The sequence below is a fragment of the Pseudomonas sp. SST3 genome (assembly GCF_003325755.1).
Window position 1 is genome coordinate 208,840 of the sequence record NZ_QORI02000008.1, and the last position, 19,920, is coordinate 228,759.

Annotated in this window: 19 protein-coding genes and 3 pseudogenes; 17 read left to right on the forward strand and 5 right to left on the reverse strand. The window is 59.4% G+C overall.

What is annotated here, in order from left to right; translation table 11 throughout:
• The first annotated feature begins 10 nt into the window (after nt 1-10).
• The 10 genes from fabG (at nt 11) to DQ405_RS10770 (ending at nt 8,975) form a co-directional block, all read left to right on the forward strand.
• Complete coding sequence (gene fabG / locus DQ405_RS10725) at nt 11-754, forward strand: 3-oxoacyl-ACP reductase FabG (RefSeq protein ID WP_168424210.1); 744 nt, start codon at nt 11-13, stop codon at nt 752-754.
• Nucleotides 755-945: 191 nt separating this feature from the next.
• Nucleotides 946-1,182, forward strand: coding sequence for an acyl carrier protein (gene acpP, locus DQ405_RS10730; RefSeq protein WP_003283670.1), 237 nt, complete (start codon nt 946-948; stop codon nt 1,180-1,182).
• Between the two features lie 183 nt (nt 1,183-1,365).
• Entirely contained in the window at nt 1,366-2,610 is a 1,245-nt protein-coding gene (gene fabF / locus DQ405_RS10735; protein WP_168424211.1) for a beta-ketoacyl-ACP synthase II, read from the forward strand.
• Nucleotides 2,610-3,428 (forward strand): aminodeoxychorismate lyase, encoded by an 819-nt coding sequence (gene pabC, locus DQ405_RS10740; RefSeq protein ID WP_168424233.1) that lies wholly within the window; start codon nt 2,610-2,612, stop codon nt 3,426-3,428. The genes fabF and pabC overlap by 1 nt, the downstream gene beginning before the upstream one ends.
• The gene (mltG, locus tag DQ405_RS10745) at nt 3,425-4,492 is read left to right on the forward strand and encodes an endolytic transglycosylase MltG (protein WP_168424212.1); all 1,068 of its coding nucleotides are present in this window, start codon (nt 3,425-3,427) and stop codon (nt 4,490-4,492) included. The genes pabC and mltG overlap by 4 nt, the downstream gene beginning before the upstream one ends.
• Nucleotides 4,489-5,121 carry a dTMP kinase gene (gene tmk, locus DQ405_RS10750; RefSeq protein ID WP_168424213.1) on the forward strand — a complete coding sequence of 211 codons (633 nt, stop codon included), beginning with the start codon at nt 4,489-4,491 and terminating at the stop codon, nt 5,119-5,121. Before mltG ends, tmk begins: the two co-directional genes overlap by 4 nt.
• On the forward strand, nt 5,114-6,103 hold the full coding sequence (locus DQ405_RS10755; RefSeq protein WP_196240173.1) for a DNA polymerase III subunit delta': 990 nt from the start codon (nt 5,114-5,116) through the stop codon (nt 6,101-6,103). The genes tmk and DQ405_RS10755 overlap by 8 nt, the downstream gene beginning before the upstream one ends.
• A gap of 31 nt (nt 6,104-6,134) precedes the next feature.
• Nucleotides 6,135-6,491, forward strand: coding sequence for a PilZ domain-containing protein (locus DQ405_RS10760; protein ID WP_019342489.1), 357 nt, complete (start codon nt 6,135-6,137; stop codon nt 6,489-6,491).
• A 124-nt stretch (nt 6,492-6,615) separates the two neighbouring features.
• Nucleotides 6,616-7,401: a TatD family hydrolase gene (locus DQ405_RS10765; RefSeq protein WP_168424215.1), complete on the forward strand. Its 786-nt coding sequence runs from the start codon at nt 6,616-6,618 to the stop codon at nt 7,399-7,401.
• Nucleotides 7,402-7,577: 176 nt separating this feature from the next.
• A complete protein-coding gene (locus tag DQ405_RS10770) occupies nt 7,578-8,975 on the forward strand; it encodes an amino acid permease (protein ID WP_168424216.1) in 1,398 nt (465 codons plus the stop codon).
• A gap of 224 nt (nt 8,976-9,199) precedes the next feature.
• On the opposite strand, the pseudogene DQ405_RS10775 reads toward DQ405_RS10770, so the two are convergent.
• A pseudogene (locus DQ405_RS10775) lies at nt 9,200-10,332 on the reverse strand (aminotransferase class V-fold PLP-dependent enzyme).
• 70 nt (nt 10,333-10,402) lie between these two features.
• Here DQ405_RS10775 and DQ405_RS10780 point away from each other — a divergent pair.
• On the forward strand, nt 10,403-11,023 hold the full coding sequence (locus tag DQ405_RS10780) for a TetR/AcrR family transcriptional regulator (RefSeq protein WP_168424217.1): 621 nt from the start codon (nt 10,403-10,405) through the stop codon (nt 11,021-11,023).
• A 228-nt stretch (nt 11,024-11,251) separates the two neighbouring features.
• Here DQ405_RS10780 and DQ405_RS10785 read toward each other — a convergent pair whose 3' ends face one another.
• Entirely contained in the window at nt 11,252-12,148 is an 897-nt protein-coding gene (locus tag DQ405_RS10785; RefSeq protein WP_174824665.1) for an MBL fold metallo-hydrolase, read from the reverse strand.
• 128 nt (nt 12,149-12,276) lie between these two features.
• Nucleotides 12,277-13,266: a GlxA family transcriptional regulator gene (locus DQ405_RS10790; RefSeq protein WP_168424218.1), complete on the reverse strand. Its 990-nt coding sequence runs from the start codon at nt 13,264-13,266 to the stop codon at nt 12,277-12,279.
• Between the two features lie 106 nt (nt 13,267-13,372).
• On the opposite strand from DQ405_RS10790, the gene DQ405_RS10795 reads away from it, so the two are divergent.
• Complete coding sequence (locus DQ405_RS10795; protein ID WP_168424219.1) at nt 13,373-13,921, forward strand: cysteine hydrolase family protein; 549 nt, start codon at nt 13,373-13,375, stop codon at nt 13,919-13,921.
• Between the two features lie 129 nt (nt 13,922-14,050).
• On the opposite strand, the gene DQ405_RS10800 is transcribed toward DQ405_RS10795, so the two are convergent.
• The gene (locus tag DQ405_RS10800; protein ID WP_168424220.1) at nt 14,051-14,302 is read right to left on the reverse strand and encodes a hypothetical protein; all 252 of its coding nucleotides are present in this window, start codon (nt 14,300-14,302) and stop codon (nt 14,051-14,053) included.
• A 114-nt stretch (nt 14,303-14,416) separates the two neighbouring features.
• On the opposite strand from DQ405_RS10800, the gene DQ405_RS10805 reads away from it, so the two are divergent.
• The 3 genes and pseudogenes from DQ405_RS10805 to DQ405_RS10815 all read left to right on the forward strand — a co-directional run bounded on the left by DQ405_RS10805 (nt 14,417) and on the right by DQ405_RS10815 (nt 16,666).
• Complete coding sequence (locus tag DQ405_RS10805) at nt 14,417-15,376, forward strand: GlxA family transcriptional regulator (protein WP_168424221.1); 960 nt, start codon at nt 14,417-14,419, stop codon at nt 15,374-15,376.
• Between the two features lie 115 nt (nt 15,377-15,491).
• Nucleotides 15,492-16,093 (forward strand): annotated as a pseudogene (locus DQ405_RS10810) (DUF4823 domain-containing protein).
• A 9-nt stretch (nt 16,094-16,102) separates the two neighbouring features.
• A complete protein-coding gene (locus DQ405_RS10815; RefSeq protein WP_168424222.1) occupies nt 16,103-16,666 on the forward strand; it encodes a DUF1285 domain-containing protein in 564 nt (187 codons plus the stop codon).
• Nucleotides 16,667-16,738: 72 nt separating this feature from the next.
• On the opposite strand, the gene DQ405_RS10820 is transcribed toward DQ405_RS10815, so the two are convergent.
• Entirely contained in the window at nt 16,739-18,394 is a 1,656-nt protein-coding gene (locus tag DQ405_RS10820; protein WP_168424223.1) for an electron transfer flavoprotein-ubiquinone oxidoreductase, read from the reverse strand.
• Nucleotides 18,395-18,727: 333 nt separating this feature from the next.
• On the opposite strand from DQ405_RS10820, the gene DQ405_RS10825 reads away from it, so the two are divergent.
• Together DQ405_RS10825 and DQ405_RS10830 are read left to right on the forward strand one after the other, a co-directional pair.
• A complete protein-coding gene (locus DQ405_RS10825; RefSeq protein WP_168424224.1) occupies nt 18,728-19,477 on the forward strand; it encodes an electron transfer flavoprotein subunit beta/FixA family protein in 750 nt (249 codons plus the stop codon).
• Nucleotides 19,478-19,920, forward strand: a pseudogene (locus tag DQ405_RS10830) (electron transfer flavoprotein subunit alpha/FixB family protein); the annotation flags it as partial. It lies immediately after the preceding gene.

Below are 19,920 nucleotides of genomic sequence, written 5' to 3' on the forward strand. Positions count from 1 at the left end.
GGAGACATCTATGAATCTGCAAGGCAAGGTCGCGCTGATAACAGGGGCCAGTCGCGGCATCGGTCAGGCCATCGCGCTCGAGTTGGGCCGCCAGGGCGCCATCGTGATCGGCACGGCGACCTCTTCTTCGGGAGCCGAGCGCATCGCCGAGACGCTCAAGGAGAACGGCATCGAAGGTGCTGGATTGGTTCTAGATGTCAGCAGTGATGAGTCCGTTGCGACTACGCTGGAGCATATTCAGCAGCATCTTGGTCAACCGGCTATCCTGATCAACAACGCGGGTATTACACGTGACAACCTGATGCTGCGGATGAAGGACGATGAATGGCACGACGTTATCGACACCAATCTCAGTAGCCTCTACCGCCTGACCAAAGGGGTTTTGCGTGGTATGACCAAGGCGCGCTGGGGGCGGATCATCAGTATTGGTTCGGTGGTAGGTGCGATGGGTAACGCAGGGCAGGTAAACTACGCCGCCGCTAAAGCAGGGCTCGAAGGCTTCAGTCGAGCATTGGCTCGCGAAGTTGGCTCGCGTGGTATCACGGTCAATGCCGTGGCGCCGGGTTTCATCGATACAGACATGACGCGTGAGCTGCCAGAAGCTCAGCGTGACGCACTGCTGGGGCAGATCCCGTTGGGTCGCCTGGGGCAGGCGGAAGAGATTGCTAAGGTCGTCGCCTTTCTAGCTTCTGACGGCGCTGCCTATGTTACCGGGGCGACAGTTCCGGTGAATGGCGGCATGTACATGAGTTAATGTGACGCCCGACGCATGTTTACAGTCATAACGGCTGATTCGTTTCGTTATAAAACTGTGGTTTGTTTATAGACAGAAGGTTGAAGGCTGGTTCATGCTTGCCCGCTTTCAGCTTGAAATGCGGAAAACGCTTTCTATACACTACCGCGCAGACCAGCTGCCTGATTTTTCCATAGGAGTGAAAACAAGGTATGAGCACCATCGAAGAACGCGTCAAGAAAATCGTTGCCGAGCAACTTGGCGTCAAGGAAGAGGAAGTCACCAACAGCGCTTCCTTCGTTGAAGACCTGGGTGCCGACTCCCTTGATACCGTTGAGCTGGTAATGGCTCTGGAAGAGGAATTCGAGACTGAAATCCCGGACGAGCAAGCCGAGAAGATCACCACTGTTCAAGAAGCTATCGATTACATCAACGCGCACGCGCAGTAAGTTGTAATCCTGCTTCGAACCAGTAAGCCGCACTGCCTTGAACGGGGCAGTGCGGCTTTTGTTTGAGTTAGTTGAATTCAGCTGGTCGCGCACCTGCGTGCGACGCCTGATGGTTGGCCCTCTGCCCGTTGCAATGGTGGCGGAGCTGAACGAGCCAAAAATGTAAATGTAAGGAGAATTGCTGTGTCGCGTAGACGCGTCGTAATCACCGGGATGGGCATGCTATCGCCGCTGGGTAACGATGTGCCAAGCAGCTGGCAGGGGATTCTCGCCGGCCGCAGTGGTATCGGCCTGATAGAGCATATGGACCTCTCCGCCTATTCCACTCGCTTTGGCGGATCGGTCAAAAACTTTGACGTCGAGCAGTATTTGCCTGCGAAAGAAGCTCGCAAGCTCGACCTATTCATTCAGTACGGCCTGGCTGCCAGTTTTCAGGCAGTACGGGATTCCGGATTGGAAGTGACCGATGCCAACCGCGAGCGCATCGGTGTTGCCATGGGGTCGGGAATTGGCGGCCTGACCAATATTGAAAATAGCTGCAAGTCTCTAATCGAACAGGGCCCGCGGCGAATTTCGCCATTCTTCGTGCCAGGCTCGATCATCAACATGGTGTCGGGCTTTCTATCGATCCATCTGGGCCTCCAGGGGCCGAACTATGCGATCGCCACGGCCTGTACCACCGGCTCGCATTGCATCGGCATGGCCGCTCGGAATATTGCCTACGGTGAAGCTGACGTCATGGTAGCAGGGGGCTCGGAAATGGCCGCCAGTGGCCTTGGGATTGGTGGCTTCGCCGCAGCGCGTGCGCTTTCCACCCGCAATGACGATCCGGCTGCGGCCAGTCGGCCATGGGACAAGGGGCGGGATGGCTTCGTGCTGTCGGATGGTGCTGGCGCGCTGGTGCTAGAAGAGCTGGAGCATGCCAAGGCGCGTGGGGCGAAAATCTACGCGGAGCTGATCGGCTTCGGCATGAGTGCTGATGCGTTCCACATGACTTCACCGCCGGATGATGGCGCGGGTGCCGCTCGCTGCATTCGCAATGCGATCATGGACGCCAAGATCGATGCAGCCCAGGTGGATTACATCAATGCTCACGGCACTTCGACCCCCGCTGGTGACAAGGCCGAGGCCGCCGCGATAAAAACCGTATTCGGTGATCACGCCTATGAGCTGTCAGTCAGCTCGACAAAGTCCATGGTTGGCCACTTGCTGGGTGCTGCGGGTGCCGTCGAGGCGATCTTCAGTGTGCTGGCCATACGCGACAAGGTTGCACCGCCGACGATCAACCTGGATGAGCCAGATGACGGCTGCGATCTGGATTTTGTACCGCACGAAGCGAAACCGACGACAATCGATATCGCCATCTCCAATTCCTTTGGTTTCGGTGGCACCAACGGTTCGCTGGTTTTTCGCCGGTTCAGCGAGTGATACCGAGCTGGGTGGACGGACAGCCCGCCACCGGGTTGCCCCTCCAGGATCGAGGATTTGCGTATGGCGACGGTCTGTTCGAGACCATAAAGGTCGTTAATGGCTATCCGGAGCTGCTGGACCGCCACTTGGAACGTCTTGATCTTGGTTGCCAACGCTTCGCTATCCCCTGCGACATGGCGTCTCTCCGAACCCAAGTTATCGCGTTTGGCAACGCGCTTGGTACTGGCGTGGCCAAGCTGGTTCTGACGCGTGGCGATGGGCGGCGCGGTTACGGGCCGCCAGCGGCCTGCCAGCCGCGAGTCGTTCTAATGGGTTCGCCGCAACCAGATTATCCGATCGAGCATTCCGAAAATGGCGTACGCCTGTATGCCTGTACGACTCGTCTCTCCGAGCAGCCAGTGTTGGCCGGGCTGAAACATCTCAATCGACTAGAGCAGGTGTTGGCGCGAGCAGAATGGCAGGATCCCGATTTTGCCGAAGGCTTGATGCGCGATATCTCGGGGCGTGTCATCGAAGCGGTCTTCAGCAACCTCTTCATCGTGCAATCGGGCGTGCTGCTGACTCCCTCGCTCGATCGGTGCGGCGTGGCAGGCGTAATGCGTGCGGAGCTTCTTCATCGGGCTCGGCAGGCAGGGATTCACGCGAAGGTCGGCGATATCTCGCTCGACCAATTGTTCGGCGCCGACGAGGTTTTCGTTTGCAACAGCCTGTACGGCATCTGGCCTGTGCGGCAGTTCGAAGCCAGCGTCTGGCCGGTGGGGCCGCTCACACGTAAACTCCAACGCCTAGTTGCTGATCTGTCGAGTAATACGTGATTCGAAAATTGTCTTTCGCGCTCATGGGGGCCGCACTGGTCGCCGCGCTGGCGCTCGGTCTGGTTGCCTGGAAGCTTCACGCCGCATTGGAGCAGCCATTGCAGCTCAGCGAGGCGCAGACGCTAGACGTCAAACCCGGCGATACGCCCAGCGGCTTGTTTCAGCGTCTGGAGCGAGAAGGGATGCTGAGCGGCTCGTTTTGGCTGCGGCTGCACTGGCGGTTGAATCTTTCCGGACACACCTTGCACAGCGGCGAATATCAGCTGCGCCTGGGAATGACCGCGCGTGAACTGCTCGGGTTGTGGCAGCGTGGTGAGGTTGTTCAACATACCCTGACAATTGTTGAGGGTTGGAATTTCCGCCAGGTTCGCGCGGCGCTGGAGGCAACGCCGACGATTCAGCAAACGCTCAACGACTTATCCGATCGCGAGATTATGGCGATGCTCGGTCAGCCGGAGTTGCATCCGGAAGGGCGATTCTTTCCTGATACTTATAGTTTCACCCGTGGCGTAACCGATCTCGAATTGCTTCAGCGGGCCTTTGCGCGGCTGGAGGCCGTTCTGGCCGAAGAGTGGCAGCAGCGCAGTGAAGGGTTGCCTTACCAAGAGCCTTATCAGGCGCTGATCATGGCTTCAATCATCGAAAAGGAAACCGGTGTGCCGTCGGAGCGCGGCGAGATCGCTGGCGTCTTTGTTCGTAGGCTGGAGCAGGGTATGTTGCTGCAGACCGATCCGACGGTGATTTACGGCATGGGCGAGCGGTACAAGGGACGGATTACCCGTAACGACCTGCGCAGGCCAACCCCCTACAACACCTACACCAACAGTGGGTTGCCGCCGACGCCGATTGCCATGGTCGGTCGCGAAGCCATTCACGCCGCGTTGCATCCCACCGAAGGGAAGAGCTTGTATTTTGTGGCGCGTGGCGACGGCAGTCATGTATTCAGTGATTCGTTGAGTGAGCACAATCGTGCAGTGCGGGAGTACCAGCTCAAGCGCCGCGCCGACTATCGCTCCAGCCCACCGCCCCGGCAAGCTCCGGCGCCGATCGAGAACACGCAGTGACAGGACTTTTTATCACCCTGGAAGGGCCCGAAGGCGCGGGCAAGAGCACCAACCGTGAATATCTCGCCCAGCGCCTTCGCGATCACGGCATTGATGTCGTGCTGACCCGAGAGCCTGGCGGAACACCATTGGCCGAGCGGATCCGCGAGCTTCTATTGACGCCCGTGGATGAGCCCATGATCAGCGATACTGAGCTGCTTCTGGTGTTCGCCGCGCGTGCACAACACCTTGCCCAGGTGATCCGCCCCGCGCTGGCGCGTGGCGCCGTGGTACTTTGCGATCGATTCACCGACGCCACTTATGCCTATCAGGGCGGGGGGCGCGGGCTGTCCTGCCAGCGCATCGAGCAGCTTGAAAACTTTGTGCAAGGTGACATGCGCCCGGACCTGACGCTGATCTTCGATCTGCCTGTAGAGATCGGGTTGAGCCGCGCCGCTGCGCGTGGACGGCTCGATCGGTTTGAGCAGGAGGGGCTGCAGTTCTTCGAGGCCGTGCGTAGCGCGTATCTCGATCGTGCTCACCAGGTTCCGCAGCGCTATCGGGTGATCGATGCCGGTCAACCTTTGTCCGCGGTGCAACAGGATCTGGATAGGCTCTTGCCCGAGCTGCTGGAGCGTGCGCTTGGCTGATGGCATCCTTCCATGGCAGACCGATCTTTGGCAGCTGCTAGCGGGGCGCCAACAGCATGCTCACGCTTACTTGCTGCACGGACCCGCCGGCATCGGCAAGCGCACACTGGCCGAACAGTTGATGGCGCTCCTGCTGTGTCAGCAGCCGGCACCGAGCGGAGCCTGCGGCTCCTGCAAGGGCTGTACGCTGCTCGCTGCCCATACTCATCCTGACCATTACATTCTGGAGCCGGAGGAGGTCGATAAGGCCATCCGTGTCGATCAGGTCCGCCAGCTGGTTGGCTTTGTCACCCAGACCGCGCAGCTCGGCGGCCGCAAGGTGGTTTTGCTCGAACCGGCCGAGGCGATGAATCTGAACGCGGCCAACGCACTCCTCAAAAGCCTCGAAGAACCCGCAGGCGACACGGTGCTGCTATTGATCAGCCATCAGCCTAGCCGACTGCTGCCGACGATCAAGAGTCGCTGCGTGCAGCAAAGTTGCCCCTTGCCCGGTCGCCAGCAGAGCTTGGACTGGCTCGCCGGCAAGCTTCCGGACCTCTCGGCGGGCCAGCGCGAGGAGTTGCTGGCATTGGCGGCGAATTCGCCTCTGGCAGCACTGAAGCTGCACGGTGTGGGCGTGCTGGCGATGCGTGTGCAGGTCGTCGAGGGGGTGAAAAAGCTCCTCAAACGGCAGCAATCTCCCAGTCAGCTTGCTGAAGCGTGGAATCCGTTGTCACTGATCCTGCTATTTGACTGGTTCTGTGAATGGGCACATCTGATTTTGCGTTTTCAGATGACCGGTGATGAAGCGGGGCTTGGCGCTGCCGATATGCAAAAGGTTATTCAATACCTGGCACAGAAGACTTCTCCTGCCAGACTGCTGGCACTGCAGGATTGGTTGTTGGCCCATCGGCAGAAAGTGCTGGGCAAAGCCAACCTCAACCGTGTCTTGCTTCTCGAAGCGCTCCTGGTGCAGTGGGCAAGCTTGCCCGGGCCAAGCTAGAATCCACCGGAACTGTTGTTAGGAATACCGCATGAGCCTGCCTGCAAATCTTGGTCCGCGTAATGGCATCCTGTCCCTGACCATCAAGGACAAATCGGTGCTCTACGCGGCGTTCATGCCGTTCATCAAGCATGGTGGATTGTTCATTCCCACCAACAAAAGCTACAAGCTCGGCGATGAAGTGTTCATGCTGCTGAGCCTGATGGATGAGCCCGAAAAGATCCCTGTCGCCGGCAAGGTTGTCTGGATCACCCCAAAAGGGGCGCAGGGTAACCGGGCCGCCGGCGTTGGCGTGCAGTTCAACGAGGGTGACTCGACCGCGCGCAACAAGATCGAAACCTATCTGGCCGGCGCGATGAAGTCTGATCGGCCAACGCATACCATGTAGCGCAGTTGCGGATATTTGCTCTGCAACCTTCCAAGCCTTCCTCGTTTTCGGTATCACCTGACCTCGTTGCGTCCGATCGGCTGCTTTGCTCTACAATGGCGCGTTTTCGGTTTGGGTATTTTCCATGCTGGTCGACTCGCATTGCCATCTCGATCGTCTCGATCTCGCCGTGCACGGCGGCTCGCTGGACGCAGCATTGGATGCTGCACGTCAGCGTGGCGTCGGGCACTTTCTGTGCATAGGCGTCAGTGCCGACAATACCGCAGCGGTCAAGGCGCTTGCGCAGCGCTACGAAGATGTCGACTGTTCGGTCGGGGTGCATCCGCTGGACCTTGAGCCCGGTGCTGAGCCCGCACTGGATTGGTTGTTGAGGGAGCTGGACGGGCCTGGTGTAGTGGCGATCGGCGAGACCGGGCTTGATTATCACTACGAGCCCGAAGCCGCCGAGCTTCAGCAGCAGTCCTTCCGCCTGCATCTCGAGGCCGCTCGGACCTGTGGCAAACCTGTCATCGTTCATACCCGCGCAGCCCGTGCTGACACGCTGGGGCTGCTCCGCGAGGCGGCGTTGCCACAGGCCGGCGTACTGCATTGCTTCACTGAAGACTGGGAGATGGCCAAGGCCGCGCTGGATCTCGGCTTCTACATTTCGCTGTCCGGCATCGTGACCTTCCGCAATGCCGATGCGCTTCGCGACGTAGCCCGGCGCGTTCCAGCAGATCGCCTGCTGGTCGAGACGGATTCGCCGTACCTGGCTCCGATTCCCTACCGCGGCAAGCCGAACCTGCCCCAGTACGTTCGGGAAGTTGCCGAGTTTCTTGCGGAATTGCGCGGAGTCGAGTTCGATGCCCTGGCTGCGCAAACCACCGAAAACTTCAAACGGCTATTCCCCTTGGCCCGAATCGGGGCGTGATCGACCCCTTACGTTCGAAACGATGTGGCGCAACGCGCCATCCGCGGATGCCGTGTACAATCCGCGCCGCTTCGGTTCGCATGCCTGGCATGCGGGCATGATGATTCAGTTCGGCCCCGTTTCGTCGCTCAATGGGCCGTATCGTCTTCACGTCACAGACCAGACAAGGTGACGCCATGTCCAGCGATACGCTGCACACCGGTCCGCTTCAGCGTGGCCTAAAAAACCGGCACATTCAGCTGATCGCGCTCGGCGGGGCAATTGGCACGGGACTTTTTCTCGGTTCGGCCGGCGTGCTTCGCAGTGCGGGGCCGTCGATGATTCTCGGTTATGCCATTGGCGGAATCATCGCTTTTTTGATCATGCGTCAGCTTGGCGAGATGATCGTCGAAGAACCCGTCGCCGGATCCTTCAGCCATTTTGCGCACAAATACTGGACGCCCTATGCGGGCTTTCTATCCGGCTGGAATTACTGGGTCCTCTACGTGCTGGTGGGGATGGCCGAGCTGACAGCGGTGGGCAAATACGTGCAGTTCTGGTGGCCGGAGGTGCCGACCTGGACCACGGCGGCGGCATTTTTCGTGGTGATCAATCTCATCAATCTAGTGAACGTGAAGACGTTCGGTGAGACCGAGTTCTGGTTCGCGATCATCAAGGTTGGTGCCATCATCGGCATGATCGCGCTGGGTCTGTATCTGCTGTTGAGCGGCGAGGGCGGTGAGCAGGCCAGCTTCAGCAACCTCTGGAGTCATGGCGGGTTCTTCCCCAATGGCATCAGTGGAATGGTCATGGCGCTGGCAATCATCATGTTTTCCTTCGGCGGGCTCGAACTCGTAGGGATCACCGCCGCCGAAGCGTCAGATCCGAAAACGGTCATCCCCAAGGCCATCAATCAGGTGGTTTACCGCATCCTGATCTTCTATATCGGTGCGTTGAGCGTGCTGCTGGCGTTGTATCCCTGGGACAGCTTGCTGGAAACCCTGGGTGCGGCCGGTGACCCTTACAGCGGAAGCCCCTTCGTGCAAATCTTTTCGCTGATCGGTAGTGACACCGCGGCGCATATCCTCAACTTCGTGGTGCTGACCGCGGCGCTGTCGGTGTACAACAGCGGTGTCTATTGCAACAGCCGGATGCTATACGGTCTGGCGGAGCAGGGGGACGCGCCGAAGGTTTTGATGACCGTGAACCGTCGCGGAGTACCTGTTTTGGCAATCGCGCTCTCGGCGCTTGTGACCATGCTCTGCGTGCTGGTGAATTACCTGCTGCCGCAGACTGCCCTCGAGCTGCTCATGTCGCTGGTGGTTGCGGCGCTGCTGATCAATTGGGCGATGATCAGCCTCGCACACCTGAAGTTTCGCAAGGCGATGGCAGCGCAGGGCATTGAGCCGTCGTTCAAGGCCTTCTGGTATCCGTTCAGCAATTACCTTTGCCTGGCTTTCGTGGTGCTGATCGCGGTGGTCATGCTTTCGATGCCTGGGTTGCGCACATCGATAATCGCGATACCGTTCTGGGCGTTGTTCATCTGGATCTGCTTCCAGCTCCGGCTTTTTAGTCGGCGTGCCAGGCCTGTCTGATCCGCGATTCATGTCGCCCTCCGGGCAAAAAAAACCCGGCCTCGCGAGGAGCCGGGTCAAGACCATTAGGAGTATGAGGTCACGTTCCTCGCTCCCTCAGCTGGCCGAGCATTGGGGGGATTGCGCGGCCAGTGCCTGAAGTATTGGCCCTGATCGGCAACTCTGCAGGCCGAATGGCACCGTTTTTAAAACGGATTTGGAATAGTTGCGCCCAAGTTGATCGCTCACTTTGCAAGCAGCCCGTGAACCACCGCCAACGTTTGCTCAATGACGTTCGGGTGGGTATAGAAATGCGGCGAGAGCCGTACGCCTCCGCCACGAAGGGCACAGACGATCTGCTCCGCATTGAGACGTTCGAACAGCGCTGGGTTTTCCCAACCCTCGACTCTGAAGGTCATGATGCCGGCTCGTCGAAGCGGATCCGCCGGGCTCAGCAGTTCAACGCCCGGCATGGCATTCAGCTCGTATTGCAGATGATCGATACGTTCGGCCAGTGCTCGACCCACCTCGGTCATGCCGACATCCTCCAATAGCGACAGACTCGCCTCCAGCGCCATGGCACCGAGCAGGTTCGGACTGCCGCACTCGAATCGGCGTGCGCTGCGGGCCGCTGCCAATCCTGTCGATCATAGTCGCCGGCGTGCTCGAGCATATGCCAGCCGTACTCGTGGAGCTTCAACTTGGCACGCAGATCGCTGCGGCAATAAAATACGCCGAGCCCTTCGGGACCTAGCAGCCATTTGTGCCCATCCGCCATGGCGAAGGCGCACCGGTATTGCTGAACATCGAACGGCAGTGCGCCGAGCTGTTGAATCGCATCGATGCACAGCAGCACGTCACGTTGTTCACATCCTTCGCCGAGTCGGGGCAGATCGAGGCGCAGGCCGCTAGCGTATTGCACGGCACTGATTGCCATCAGGCGCACGTTCGGTCCGCAGGCTGCCAGCAGAGCCGCTTCCGGATCATTGCCCTTGAGGCTGACCTGGATCACTTCCACACCTTGGGGTCGCAGGGCCTCCCAGACCACCCGGTTGGATGGAAACTCTTCGTCACTGATGATGATCTGGTCACCTGCTTTCCAGTCCAGGCCGAACGCCACGAATGAAAGTGCTTCGGACGTGTTTTTGACCAGCGCGATGTCTGCCGAAGCGGGTGCGTTCAGCAATCTGGCCAGGCGGTTACGCAATCTGGTTTCAACTGCGAGCCACTGCGGGTAATCACGCGCGCCGAGCGTCATATTCTGTTCGGCGAACGCCACCACGGCTTCGGTCGCCCGGCGAGGCCAGGGCGCGACGGCGGCGTGATTTAGGTATCGTAATCCTTCGATTTGAGGGAATTCGTCATTCAATGTACTCATGGGCAATGTTCCGTGCATTTTCTGACTAGATAGGCATAATCATCTGCTTCGATTCCAGCCGCAGCCTCTTATGCAAAATGAACCCCGGAAGGTCCGTGAATTTCGCCGTCGCGAACAAGAGATTCTTGATACCGCGCTTCAGCTGTTCCTCGATCAAGGAGAGGACAGCGTCACGGTCGAGATGATCGCCGACATGGTTGGCATCGGCAAAGGCACCATCTACAAGCATTTCAAATCCAAGGCCGAAATCTACTTGCGGCTTATGCTCGACTACGAGCGGGACTTGAATGAGCTCCTGCATTCACCGAGCCTCGATCAGGACAAGGAGGCGCTGTCACGCGCCTACTTCGAATTCCGCATGCGCGACCCCCAGCGCTATCGTCTGTTCGATCGCCTCGAAGAGAAGGTCGTCAAGGGCAATCAGGTTCCGGAGATGGTGGAAGAGCTCCATCGTATTCGCGCATCGAACTTCGAGCATCTGACCCAGCTGATCAAGGGGCGCATCTCAGAGGGCAAGCTGGAAGACGTGCCGCCGTACTTCCACTATTGCGCCGCCTGGGCGCTGGTGCATGGCGCTGTAGCGCTTTATCACTCCCCGTTCTGGAGTAATGTCCTGGAAGATCAGGAAGGCTTCTTCCAGTTTCTGATGGATATCGGCGTACGCATGGGCAACAAGCGCAAGCGCGACTGACCCGTTATCGCCGTTGACAACTCTAGTGACCCCGACCTCCAGTCTGATGGTACTGGGAAGCTCAGCGGGTCATTAGCCCCGTTTCGGATGTCATTGCGGAATCAGGCCCCGTCAATGCAATGACGGATTACCGCCAGTGGGGCTGAACAAAAACGTAACTCACGGTCTGGGATGGGTTGACCGCTGCAAGCAATAAGGCCGCCCTGTAGAGGCGACCCGAAGTTGCTCTTAAAACTTGACCACAGCCCCATCTTCCGGAATGTCTATCCGGTCTTGAATACCTTTCTCCGTAACATAGGCCTTCAGCTCGTTGCGGGTCTGACCCATATGGTTGATGGAGTCCATATGCGTTGCCACGATCCTGGCGTCAGGTAACGCCTGGGCAGCGCGAACAACATCTTCCTTGCCCATGATGATGGCGCCGTCGTAGCCAGTTACCAGTGCGTAGCCCGCGTTAACGACCACGATTTCTGGGTTGTACTGAGTCAGCGCCTGATCAACTTCGTCACGCCAGATGGTGTCACCCACCAGATACGTGGTCATCTGGCCAGGGGCTTCGAAAACGACACCCATCGCTTCGCCAAGGCTGTTTGCGAGCTGTGGATCGGCGTACATCTTGTCGGTTCCGTGCTGGCCGCCGGTCTTGCTCAGGGTCACTCCGCCAAACTCTGCTCCGTCCTCCAGAACACGAACGTCTTGAAAGCCTTGATCACGGATGATCTTCGCATCGGACTCGTTCTGTACGAACAAAGGGAGATTCTTGGGCACCAGTTGCTGAGCCGCGTCGTCCCAATGGTCGAGGTGGGTGTGCGTAACGATGACCGCATCCACGCCAGCCAGTACTTCCGGCGTCGACACCGGTAGCTCGACCAGCGGATTGCGCAGCTCGCTGCGATACGCGCCTTCAAAACCGGGATAGGTGCCTTTTTTGGCCAGCATCGGATCGACAAGGAACGTGGTATCGGCGTAGCTGATTTTCATCGTGGCATTGCGAATCTGCTGCATCTGCACCGCGGCACTGGCCGAGGCGGATGAACGGGTGTTTATCTCCTTGGCCCAGCTAGCGCCAGCGGTGAGGCTGAGAGCAAGTACCAGAGAACTTGCGAAAGTCCGTTGAAACAGCATGAGGGCGACTCCTAAGGGTGTCCTGTTGAGGGAATGTGCATTGTGGGGATCGGGCCTGAGAGGTGAAATCGGCCTGAAAGACAATTAGCGATAAATTCGGGCCAAGCTGTTATTGAAAACCGCTGGGTTCAGCGCGCCGTGCCTGGCTCCGTGCCAAAGCGGCGTCGGTAGGCGCCGGGTGTAAGCCCGACGACGCGCGTGAACACTTTCCTGAATGCGCCAGGGTCCGCATAACCGACCTCCCAGGCGACCCGTTCGATAGGCAGGCGGCTGGTCTGCAGCAATTCGCGGGCGCGACCGACGCGTAGCCGCTGGCAGTAGTCTGTGGTGGTCATGCCCGTGGCCTTGCGAAAACGCCTGAGAAAGGTCCGCTCTTCCAGCGCTGCGCGTTGTGCTAGCTCGGCCAGGGCAGTCTCCCCGGCAGCGGTCTCTTGCAACCATTGCTGGACGGCTAGAATGGCGCTGTCGCCGTGGTTCAGTCGCGGTGAAAAGGCGCTGTAGTAACGCTGCTGCCGGCCCGGCGGGTCGATGACCAGCATCTGCGCGGTGTCGATCATCGCTTTTGCGCCCAGGTAGCGGTCGACCAGCCGCAACCCCAGATCGGTCCAGGCCATGAGCCCGCCGGCGGTGATGATGTCGTCGGCGTCGATGATGAGCTGGTCGGCATTCAGGCGTACGTCAGGGAAGCGGGCCATGAAACGCTCGACATACAGCCAATGGGTGGTCGCGGTACGTCCGGCCAGCAGTCCGGTTTCGCCAAGCAGGAATGCCCCAGCGCATATCGACGCCAGCCGGACGCCGGCCTGGTGGTGCTGGCGAAGCCAATCCAGATAGGGACGCGCAGCCTCGGCAGAAATCGGCTCCTCCAGGCTGGGCGGGAGGATCAGCACGCTGGGTTCGCCGCAGGCGTCGGGGTGGGAGTCATGGACCCGCTTGGCTGCCTGATCGGTTTCGCCCAGTTGCCAATGGCTGATGCGCAGCGGTAGTCGGTCGGGATCGGCCGCCGCGCCGTCGAACCGCCCGGCGATGCCGAACAGATCCGTAAGGCCGAGTACGGTCGCCATCTGTACGCCGGGGTAGAGCACGATACCCAGTTCGATTTGCGGTTGATTTAGCATCTGTCGATAGCGCCCTCGAAGTTGTCGGTCCCACCCCTTCGCAGTGCTGCGCGAATGACCAATGATGTTTTCGACATTTCATACAGCATCTTCGCAGGAGCTAGCCATGAGCAAGCGTGCACTGGTCGTAATCGACCTTCAGAACGAATACCTACCAACGGGCAAGTTGCCGCTCAGCGGCATCGAGGCCGCCGTGGCTAACGCGGCAAAAGTGATCGCCGATGCCCGCGCCAAGAACACTCCAGTCATCCATGTCCGTCATGAGTTCGCCCACGATGAGATGCCGGTGTTCGTTCCCGGCAGCGAGGGCGTGCAGATCCAGGCCGCCGTTGCGCCACAAGCGGGTGAGCCGGTGGTCGTGAAGAACTACCCGAACTCCTTCCGCGACACGAATCTCAAGCAACTGCTGGACGAGCAAGGCGTTGGTGAGTTGGTCGTGGTTGGTGCCATGAGCCACATGTGTGTCGACGCTGGTGTACGGGCGGCGGCCGACATGGGATACCCGGTCACCGTCATCCATGATGCCTGTGCCACCCTGGACCTTGAGTTCGGCGGTGTTCAGGTGCCGGCGGCTCAGGTCCATGCCGTGATGATGGCAGCCCTGGGCTTCGCTTATGCCAGCCTGACGTCGACCGAAGAATATCTTGCGGCCTGAGTCTTTGTGCTGACAGATGATTCCGGCCCGCGCGATCGCGGGCGGGTTGCTGAAGAATGTAGGCCAAGCGGTATTCAGTTCGTCGACGAGCTCAGTGCATGCAGCCGTGTGCCGCTTTGCTCGACCAGATCATCGAGGGCGATTCGTCGATTTGACGAACGCACCAGCGCGGTCTCGCCGGTATCTCCGTGTACTGCAATAAACCGTCTCGCTCAGGCCGGTACCTAACTCAATGCCCCAGCCGCCAGCCGCCAGCCGCCAGCCGCCAGCCAGCCAGCCGAGCCCAGCACCGACCAAAGCGCCCAACTGCTCAGCTGTGGCACCGATCATCACACCGGTTATCGCGCCGACAGATTTGCCGGCGGTGTGGTCGTCGGCCACGGCGATGGTTCATAAACGAGCCGTTGGCCCAAGTTATAGCCTCAGAAATATACGGGCCAAAAATCCAGAGCTTGTGCGATACTCGCTGGCCATTTACTCCGCTGCGGTATCCCCATGTCTTCGTTGAATGTCTGTGTTGTCGCTTTCGAAGGGGTGAGCCTGTTCCACCTGTCAGTGCCTGCTATGGTCTTGGGGGCTGGGGATGCAGGATCGAGCGGCGCTCGTTATGAGGTGTCTTATTGCGCGGCGCAGCCGGGCAAGGTGCACTGCGATCAGGGGCTTACGATCGACGTGCCGGATGGAATGGCGCCCATGGCGCGCGCCGACATTGTCATCGTCCCCGCCTGGAATGATCCTGAGGTGCCGGCCCCTGCGGCGCTGATCGACGGCTTGCGTCAAGCTCATGCGCGCGGCGCCTTGATTGTCGGGCTGTGTCTTGGTGCCTTCGTGCTGGGCGACGCCGGGCTGCTCGATGGGCGAGAAGCGACCACGCACTGGGTGGCTCGCGAGGTGTTTGCCCGGCGCTTTCCGCGAAGCTATTTCCGGCCCGACGTGCTCTACGTGGCGGACGATAACGTCATCACCTCGGCTGGCACAGTCGCCGCCATTGATTGCTGCCTCCATTTGCTGCGTCAGCGTCACGGCGCGGACGCAGCAAACCGGATCGCGCGGCTCTTGGTCACGCCCCCGCATCGTCAGGGGGGGCAGGCCCAGTACATTGAACAGCCGGTACCCCAACTGCCGAGCGAGAGCCGGCTACCGGAAGTGCTGGCATGGGCGCGGCAGCATTTGGAGGAGGCCCTGTCACTCGATGCCCTTGCCGAGGTCGCCCACATGAGCCGCCGAACCTTCACGCGGCGATTCCGCGAGGCGACGGGCACCACCTTCATCAAGTGGCTCAATGCCGAGCGAGTAGCAAGGGCCCAGCAGTTGCTGGAAACGACGGAAATGCCCATCGAATGCGTTGCGTCGCAGGTCGGCTTCGGCACCACGTTGTCGCTCCGTCAGCAGTTCGCGGCCCAGCTGGGCACCACGCCGTCGGACTACCGGCGTACCTTCCATGCGGTGGGTTGACTGAAACTGGTTAATGAACAAGTAAGCGGACGTGGAAGCTACTTTGTGTGGAGCTGGCTTGTTTGCTGCATCGCTTCGCTATTCGCCGGTTTTCCGTCAGCGGCAGGAGCAAAAGATGAAAGTGTTTAGCCTTATCGCGGCCATGCTCGTGTTGAGTGGGTGCATGAAGGTGAGCGACATGGCTGAGGGCACTCGCCATCAATTGCGAGATGTGGGTTTCCTCGATCACAGCGAGACCGTGAGGTCTGCCTCCTGGCGGCTGCAGCCCGATTCGTTCATCTATATCGCTCAGGGTCACTTCGTCCCGCCCGGTGACGCCTACCCCCGGCCGAACGTAGTCGCGGAAGAAGCCTTCAAGGGGTTCGTCGAGTACTTCCCGCTCGTGCGGCGCGCTCCAGAGCCGGCCGGGTTGGAAGAGGCATTGAACCAGGCGCCGCGGTCGGTGCCCATTACTTGCTGTATACGCGATTTGCTGCTGCCGACGACCGCATCGGCAGTTTCGACGAATTCAACGATCAGCGTGCGCTCGATCGTCTGGGTGTCGATACCAGCGTGGTTCAATTGATGCTGATCGAGACAGGCAATCGTTATCTGGTCGATACCGCACGAATTCGCAGCCGCGGCGGGCTGCTGAACATTTATGACGCGACGCCACAGGTGCTGCTGGGGCCGCCCTTGCGCGACTATGCTCGGCGCCTGACAGGCCTCAGCCGTTGAGGAGGGCTTATGAGCGATTCTGGTAAAGCAGGGGATTTGCTGGGTCAGATCCCGAAAACCGAGAAGGGCTTGCCACCGGTGCATCTGTGGAACCCGCCGTTTTGTGGTGATCTGGATATGCGGATCGCCCGCGACGGTAGTTGGTTCTACATGGGGACACCGATAGGACGGCCAGCCATGGTGCGGCTATTTTCCACTGTGATTCGGCGAGACGGCGACGACTACTTCCTGGTGACGCCGGTAGAGAAGGTTGGCATTAAAGTGGATGATGCGCCGTTCGTGGCGATCGAATTAGCGGTAGAAGGGAGCGGCGACGCCCAGGTGCTGCGCTTCATCACGAATGTCGGTGACGAGATCGAGGCTGGAGCGGAGCATCCGATGCGGGTCGAGCTCGATTCAAAGAGCCAGGAACCGGCGCCCTACGTGCATGTGCGCGCCAATCTTGAGGCGCTGATTCATCGCAACGTTTTCTACCAGCTGGTTGGGCTGGCGGTGCCGCGCGAAATCGATGGTGCCAGTTGGCTGGGGGTGTGGAGCCACGGGGAGTTCTTCCCTATTGGTCGGACCGAATAACCAGAACGGAGCGAGGCGATCGCTCAAAACCCACCGGCAAGAAAAAGGCTCCCGAGGGAGCCTTTCTGGTTGTTACATGTTGGGGTAGTTGGGGCCCCCGGTGCCCTCGGGTGCGACCCAAGTGATGTTCTGTGCGGGATCCTTGATGTCGCAGGTCTTGCAGTGCACGCAGTTCTGCGCGTTGATCTGGAAACGCTTGCTGCCGTCGTCATTGTCCACCACCTCGTAGACGCCGGCCGGGCAGTAGCGCTGGGCGGGCTCGTCGTACAGCGGTAGGTTCTTCTCGATCGGGATGCTCGGGTCGGTCAGTTTGAGGTGGACCGGCTGTTCCTCTTCATGGTTGGTGTTGGAGAGGAACACCGAACTGAGCTTGTCGAAGCTGAGCTTTCCGTCAGGCTTGGGATAGTCGATCTTTTTCGATTCGGCTGCAGTTTTCAGGCACGCATAGTCCGGCTTGGTGTCGTGCAGCGTGAACGGAATTTTGCCGCCAAAGATGTTCTGATCGATAAAGTTGAACGCACCGCCCTTTACCGCGCCCCACTTGTGAATCGCGGCGCCGAAGTTGCGGCTCGCATACAGCTCCTGGTAGAGCCAGCTGGCCTTGAAGCCTTCTTCATAGCCGGTCAGCTCATCACCACCTTCGCTACCTGCGAACAGGGCGTCCGCTACCGCTTCGGCGGCCAGCATGCCGGACTTCATCGCGGTATGGCTGCCCTTGATCTTGGCGAAGTTCAGCGTGCCCGCATCGCAACCGATCAATGCGCCGCCATTGAATACCATCTTCGGCAGCGAATTGATGCCGCCCTTGGCGATGGCACGTGCACCGTAGGAGACCCGCTTGCCACCTTCGAGATACTGTTTGATCACCGGATGGTGCTTGTAGCGCTGGAACTCATCGAACGGGGAGAGGAAGGGGTTGCTGTACGACAAGTCGACGATCAGGCCGACTACGACCTGGTTGTTCTCCAAGTGATAGAGGAACGAGCCGCCCGTGTTGGCGTCATTCAACGGCCAGCCCGCGGTGTGCACCACCAATCCCTGCTCGTGCTTGGCCGGGTCGATGTCCCAGAGCTCCTTGATGCCAATGCCGTAGTGTTGCGGATCGACGTTGGCATTGAGCTGGAAGCGATTGATCAGTTGCTTGCCGATATGGCCGCGGCAGCCCTCGGCGAACAGGGTGTACTTGGCGCGCAGCTCCATGCCGGGGGTGTACATGCCTTCCTTTGGATTGCCTTCACGGTCGACGCCGAGGTCGCCAGTGATAATGCCGCGGACCACGCCTTGTTCATCGATAAGCGCTTCCTGCGCGGCAAAGCCTGGGTAGATCTCTACCCCGAGGTTTTCAGCCTGCTGGGCCAGCCAACGGCAGAAGTTGCCCAGGGAAATAATGTAGTTGCCCTCGTTGTGCATGGTTTTCGGAACCAATGCATTGGGCAGTTTGCGAGCGGCTTCGGCGCTCTTGAGCAGGTAGATGTCGTCGCGCTTGACCGGGGTATTCAATGGCGCTTCGAGCTCTTTCCAGTTGGGAAACAGTTCATTCAACGCGCGCGGCTCGAACACGGCACCGGATAGAATGTGGGCGCCAACTTCGGACCCCTTCTCAACGACGCAGACGCTGATTTCCTTTCCGGCATCGGCGGCTCGTTGCTTCAGTCGGCAGGCAGCGGACAGGCCCGCGGGGCCGGCGCCGACGATGACTACGTCGAATTCCATGTATTCGCGTTCCATTGGCTATCTCCTACTCAAGGCTTGATTATTCTGTAGATAGTGAAGGCTGGATCGTTTTTCCCTGACCAGGCCGAGCTGCGGCATTATATATAGCCGCCGGAAAGGGTCCAATACAAACGTTTGTTTGAATTTTCTTCCAGCCTGTTAGAATCCGGAAACTGCGGCTTATAGCGGGGTATTTGCGTTGTTGACCCCGGCTATTGCCTGCAGTCAAGATACGGGCAGTTTTGTGCTCGCCGAACAGGTCCTGGGGCTGAATTGACGGCCCGGATCTCGAGCATGGCTCGGTTCGCCTCGGCGAAATTCTATTCACCGGAGAGTAACGAGGAATCCATGAAGATTCTTGTAGCTGTCAAACGAGTGGTCGATTACAACGTCAAGGTTCGCGTCAAGGCGGACAACTCCGGCGTCGACCTGGCCAACGTCAAGATGTCGATGAACCCCTTCTGCGAGATCGCCGTGGAAGAAGCCGTGCGCCTAAAAGAGAAGGGTGTAGCGAGCGAAATCGTCGTGGTTTCCATCGGTCCTACCGCTGCCCAGGAACAACTGCGTACCGCGCTGGCACTGGGTGCAGATCGCGCCGTACTGGTCGAGTCGACCGAAGAGCTGAACTCTCTGGCCGTCGCCAAGCTTCTGAAGGCCGTGGTCGACAAGGAGCAGCCACAGCTGGTGATTCTCGGCAAGCAGGCCATCGACAGCGACAACAACCAGACCGGCCAGATGCTGGGTGCGCTGACTGGCTTCGCCCAGGGCACCTTCGCTTCGAAGGTCGAAGTGTCGGGCGATAAGGTTAATGTCGAGCGCGAAATCGACGGCGGCGCGCAGACCGTTGCGCTGAACCTGCCGGCCATCGTCACCACCGACTTGCGCCTGAACGAGCCGCGCTACGCGTCGCTGCCGAACATCATGAAGGCCAAGAAGAAGCCGCTGGAAGTTCTGACTCCAGACGCGCTTGGCGTATCTACCGGCTCCACCGTCAAGACCCTGAAAGTCGAAGCGCCGGCTGCTCGCAGCGCCGGCATCAAGGTCAAGTCCGTGGCAGAACTGGTCGAGAAACTGAAGAACGAGGCGAAGGTAATCTAAATGACTATCCTGGTTATCGCTGAACACAACAATGCCGTTCTGGCCGCTGCGACCCTCAACACCGTGGCTGCTGCAAAAGCTATCGGCGGCGACATTCACGTGCTGGTTGCCGGCTCCGGCTGCGGAGCCATCGGTGAGGCGGCTGCCAAGATCGAAGGCGTTTCCAAGGTGCTGGTGGCCGACGATGCGGCCTATGCCCATCAGCTGCCTGAAAACGTCGCGCCACTGATCGCGGGACTGGCCAAGGATTACAGCCACGTGCTGGCTGCTGCCACCACCAATGGCAAGAACTTCCTGCCGCGCGTCGCTGCTCAGCTGGACGTCGACCAGATCTCCGAGATCATCGCCGTCGAGAGCGCTGATACCTTCAAGCGCCCGATCTATGCCGGCAACGCCATCGCGACTGTTCAATCCAGCGCTGCGATCAAGGTCATTACCGTGCG

Coding starts and splice junctions, on each gene's coding strand:
- fabG (WP_168424210.1), top strand. CDS start 11: ATGAATCTGCAAGGCAAGGTCGCGCTGATAACAGGGGCCAGTCGCGGC.
- acpP (WP_003283670.1), top strand. CDS start 946: ATGAGCACCATCGAAGAACGCGTCAAGAAAATCGTTGCCGAGCAACTT.
- DQ405_RS10760 (WP_019342489.1), top strand. CDS start 6,135: ATGAGCCTGCCTGCAAATCTTGGTCCGCGTAATGGCATCCTGTCCCTG.
- DQ405_RS10765 (WP_168424215.1), top strand. CDS start 6,616: ATGCTGGTCGACTCGCATTGCCATCTCGATCGTCTCGATCTCGCCGTG.
- DQ405_RS10770 (WP_168424216.1), top strand. CDS start 7,578: ATGTCCAGCGATACGCTGCACACCGGTCCGCTTCAGCGTGGCCTAAAA.
- DQ405_RS10780 (WP_168424217.1), top strand. CDS start 10,403: ATGCAAAATGAACCCCGGAAGGTCCGTGAATTTCGCCGTCGCGAACAA.
- DQ405_RS10785 (WP_174824665.1), bottom strand. CDS start 12,148: ATGCTGTTTCAACGGACTTTCGCAAGTTCTCTGGTACTTGCTCTCAGC.
- DQ405_RS10790 (WP_168424218.1), bottom strand. CDS start 13,266: ATGCTAAATCAACCGCAAATCGAACTGGGTATCGTGCTCTACCCCGGC.
- DQ405_RS10795 (WP_168424219.1), top strand. CDS start 13,373: ATGAGCAAGCGTGCACTGGTCGTAATCGACCTTCAGAACGAATACCTA.
- DQ405_RS10805 (WP_168424221.1), top strand. CDS start 14,417: ATGTCTTCGTTGAATGTCTGTGTTGTCGCTTTCGAAGGGGTGAGCCTG.
- DQ405_RS10815 (WP_168424222.1), top strand. CDS start 16,103: ATGAGCGATTCTGGTAAAGCAGGGGATTTGCTGGGTCAGATCCCGAAA.
- DQ405_RS10820 (WP_168424223.1), bottom strand. CDS start 18,394: ATGGAACGCGAATACATGGAATTCGACGTAGTCATCGTCGGCGCCGGC.
- DQ405_RS10825 (WP_168424224.1), top strand. CDS start 18,728: ATGAAGATTCTTGTAGCTGTCAAACGAGTGGTCGATTACAACGTCAAG.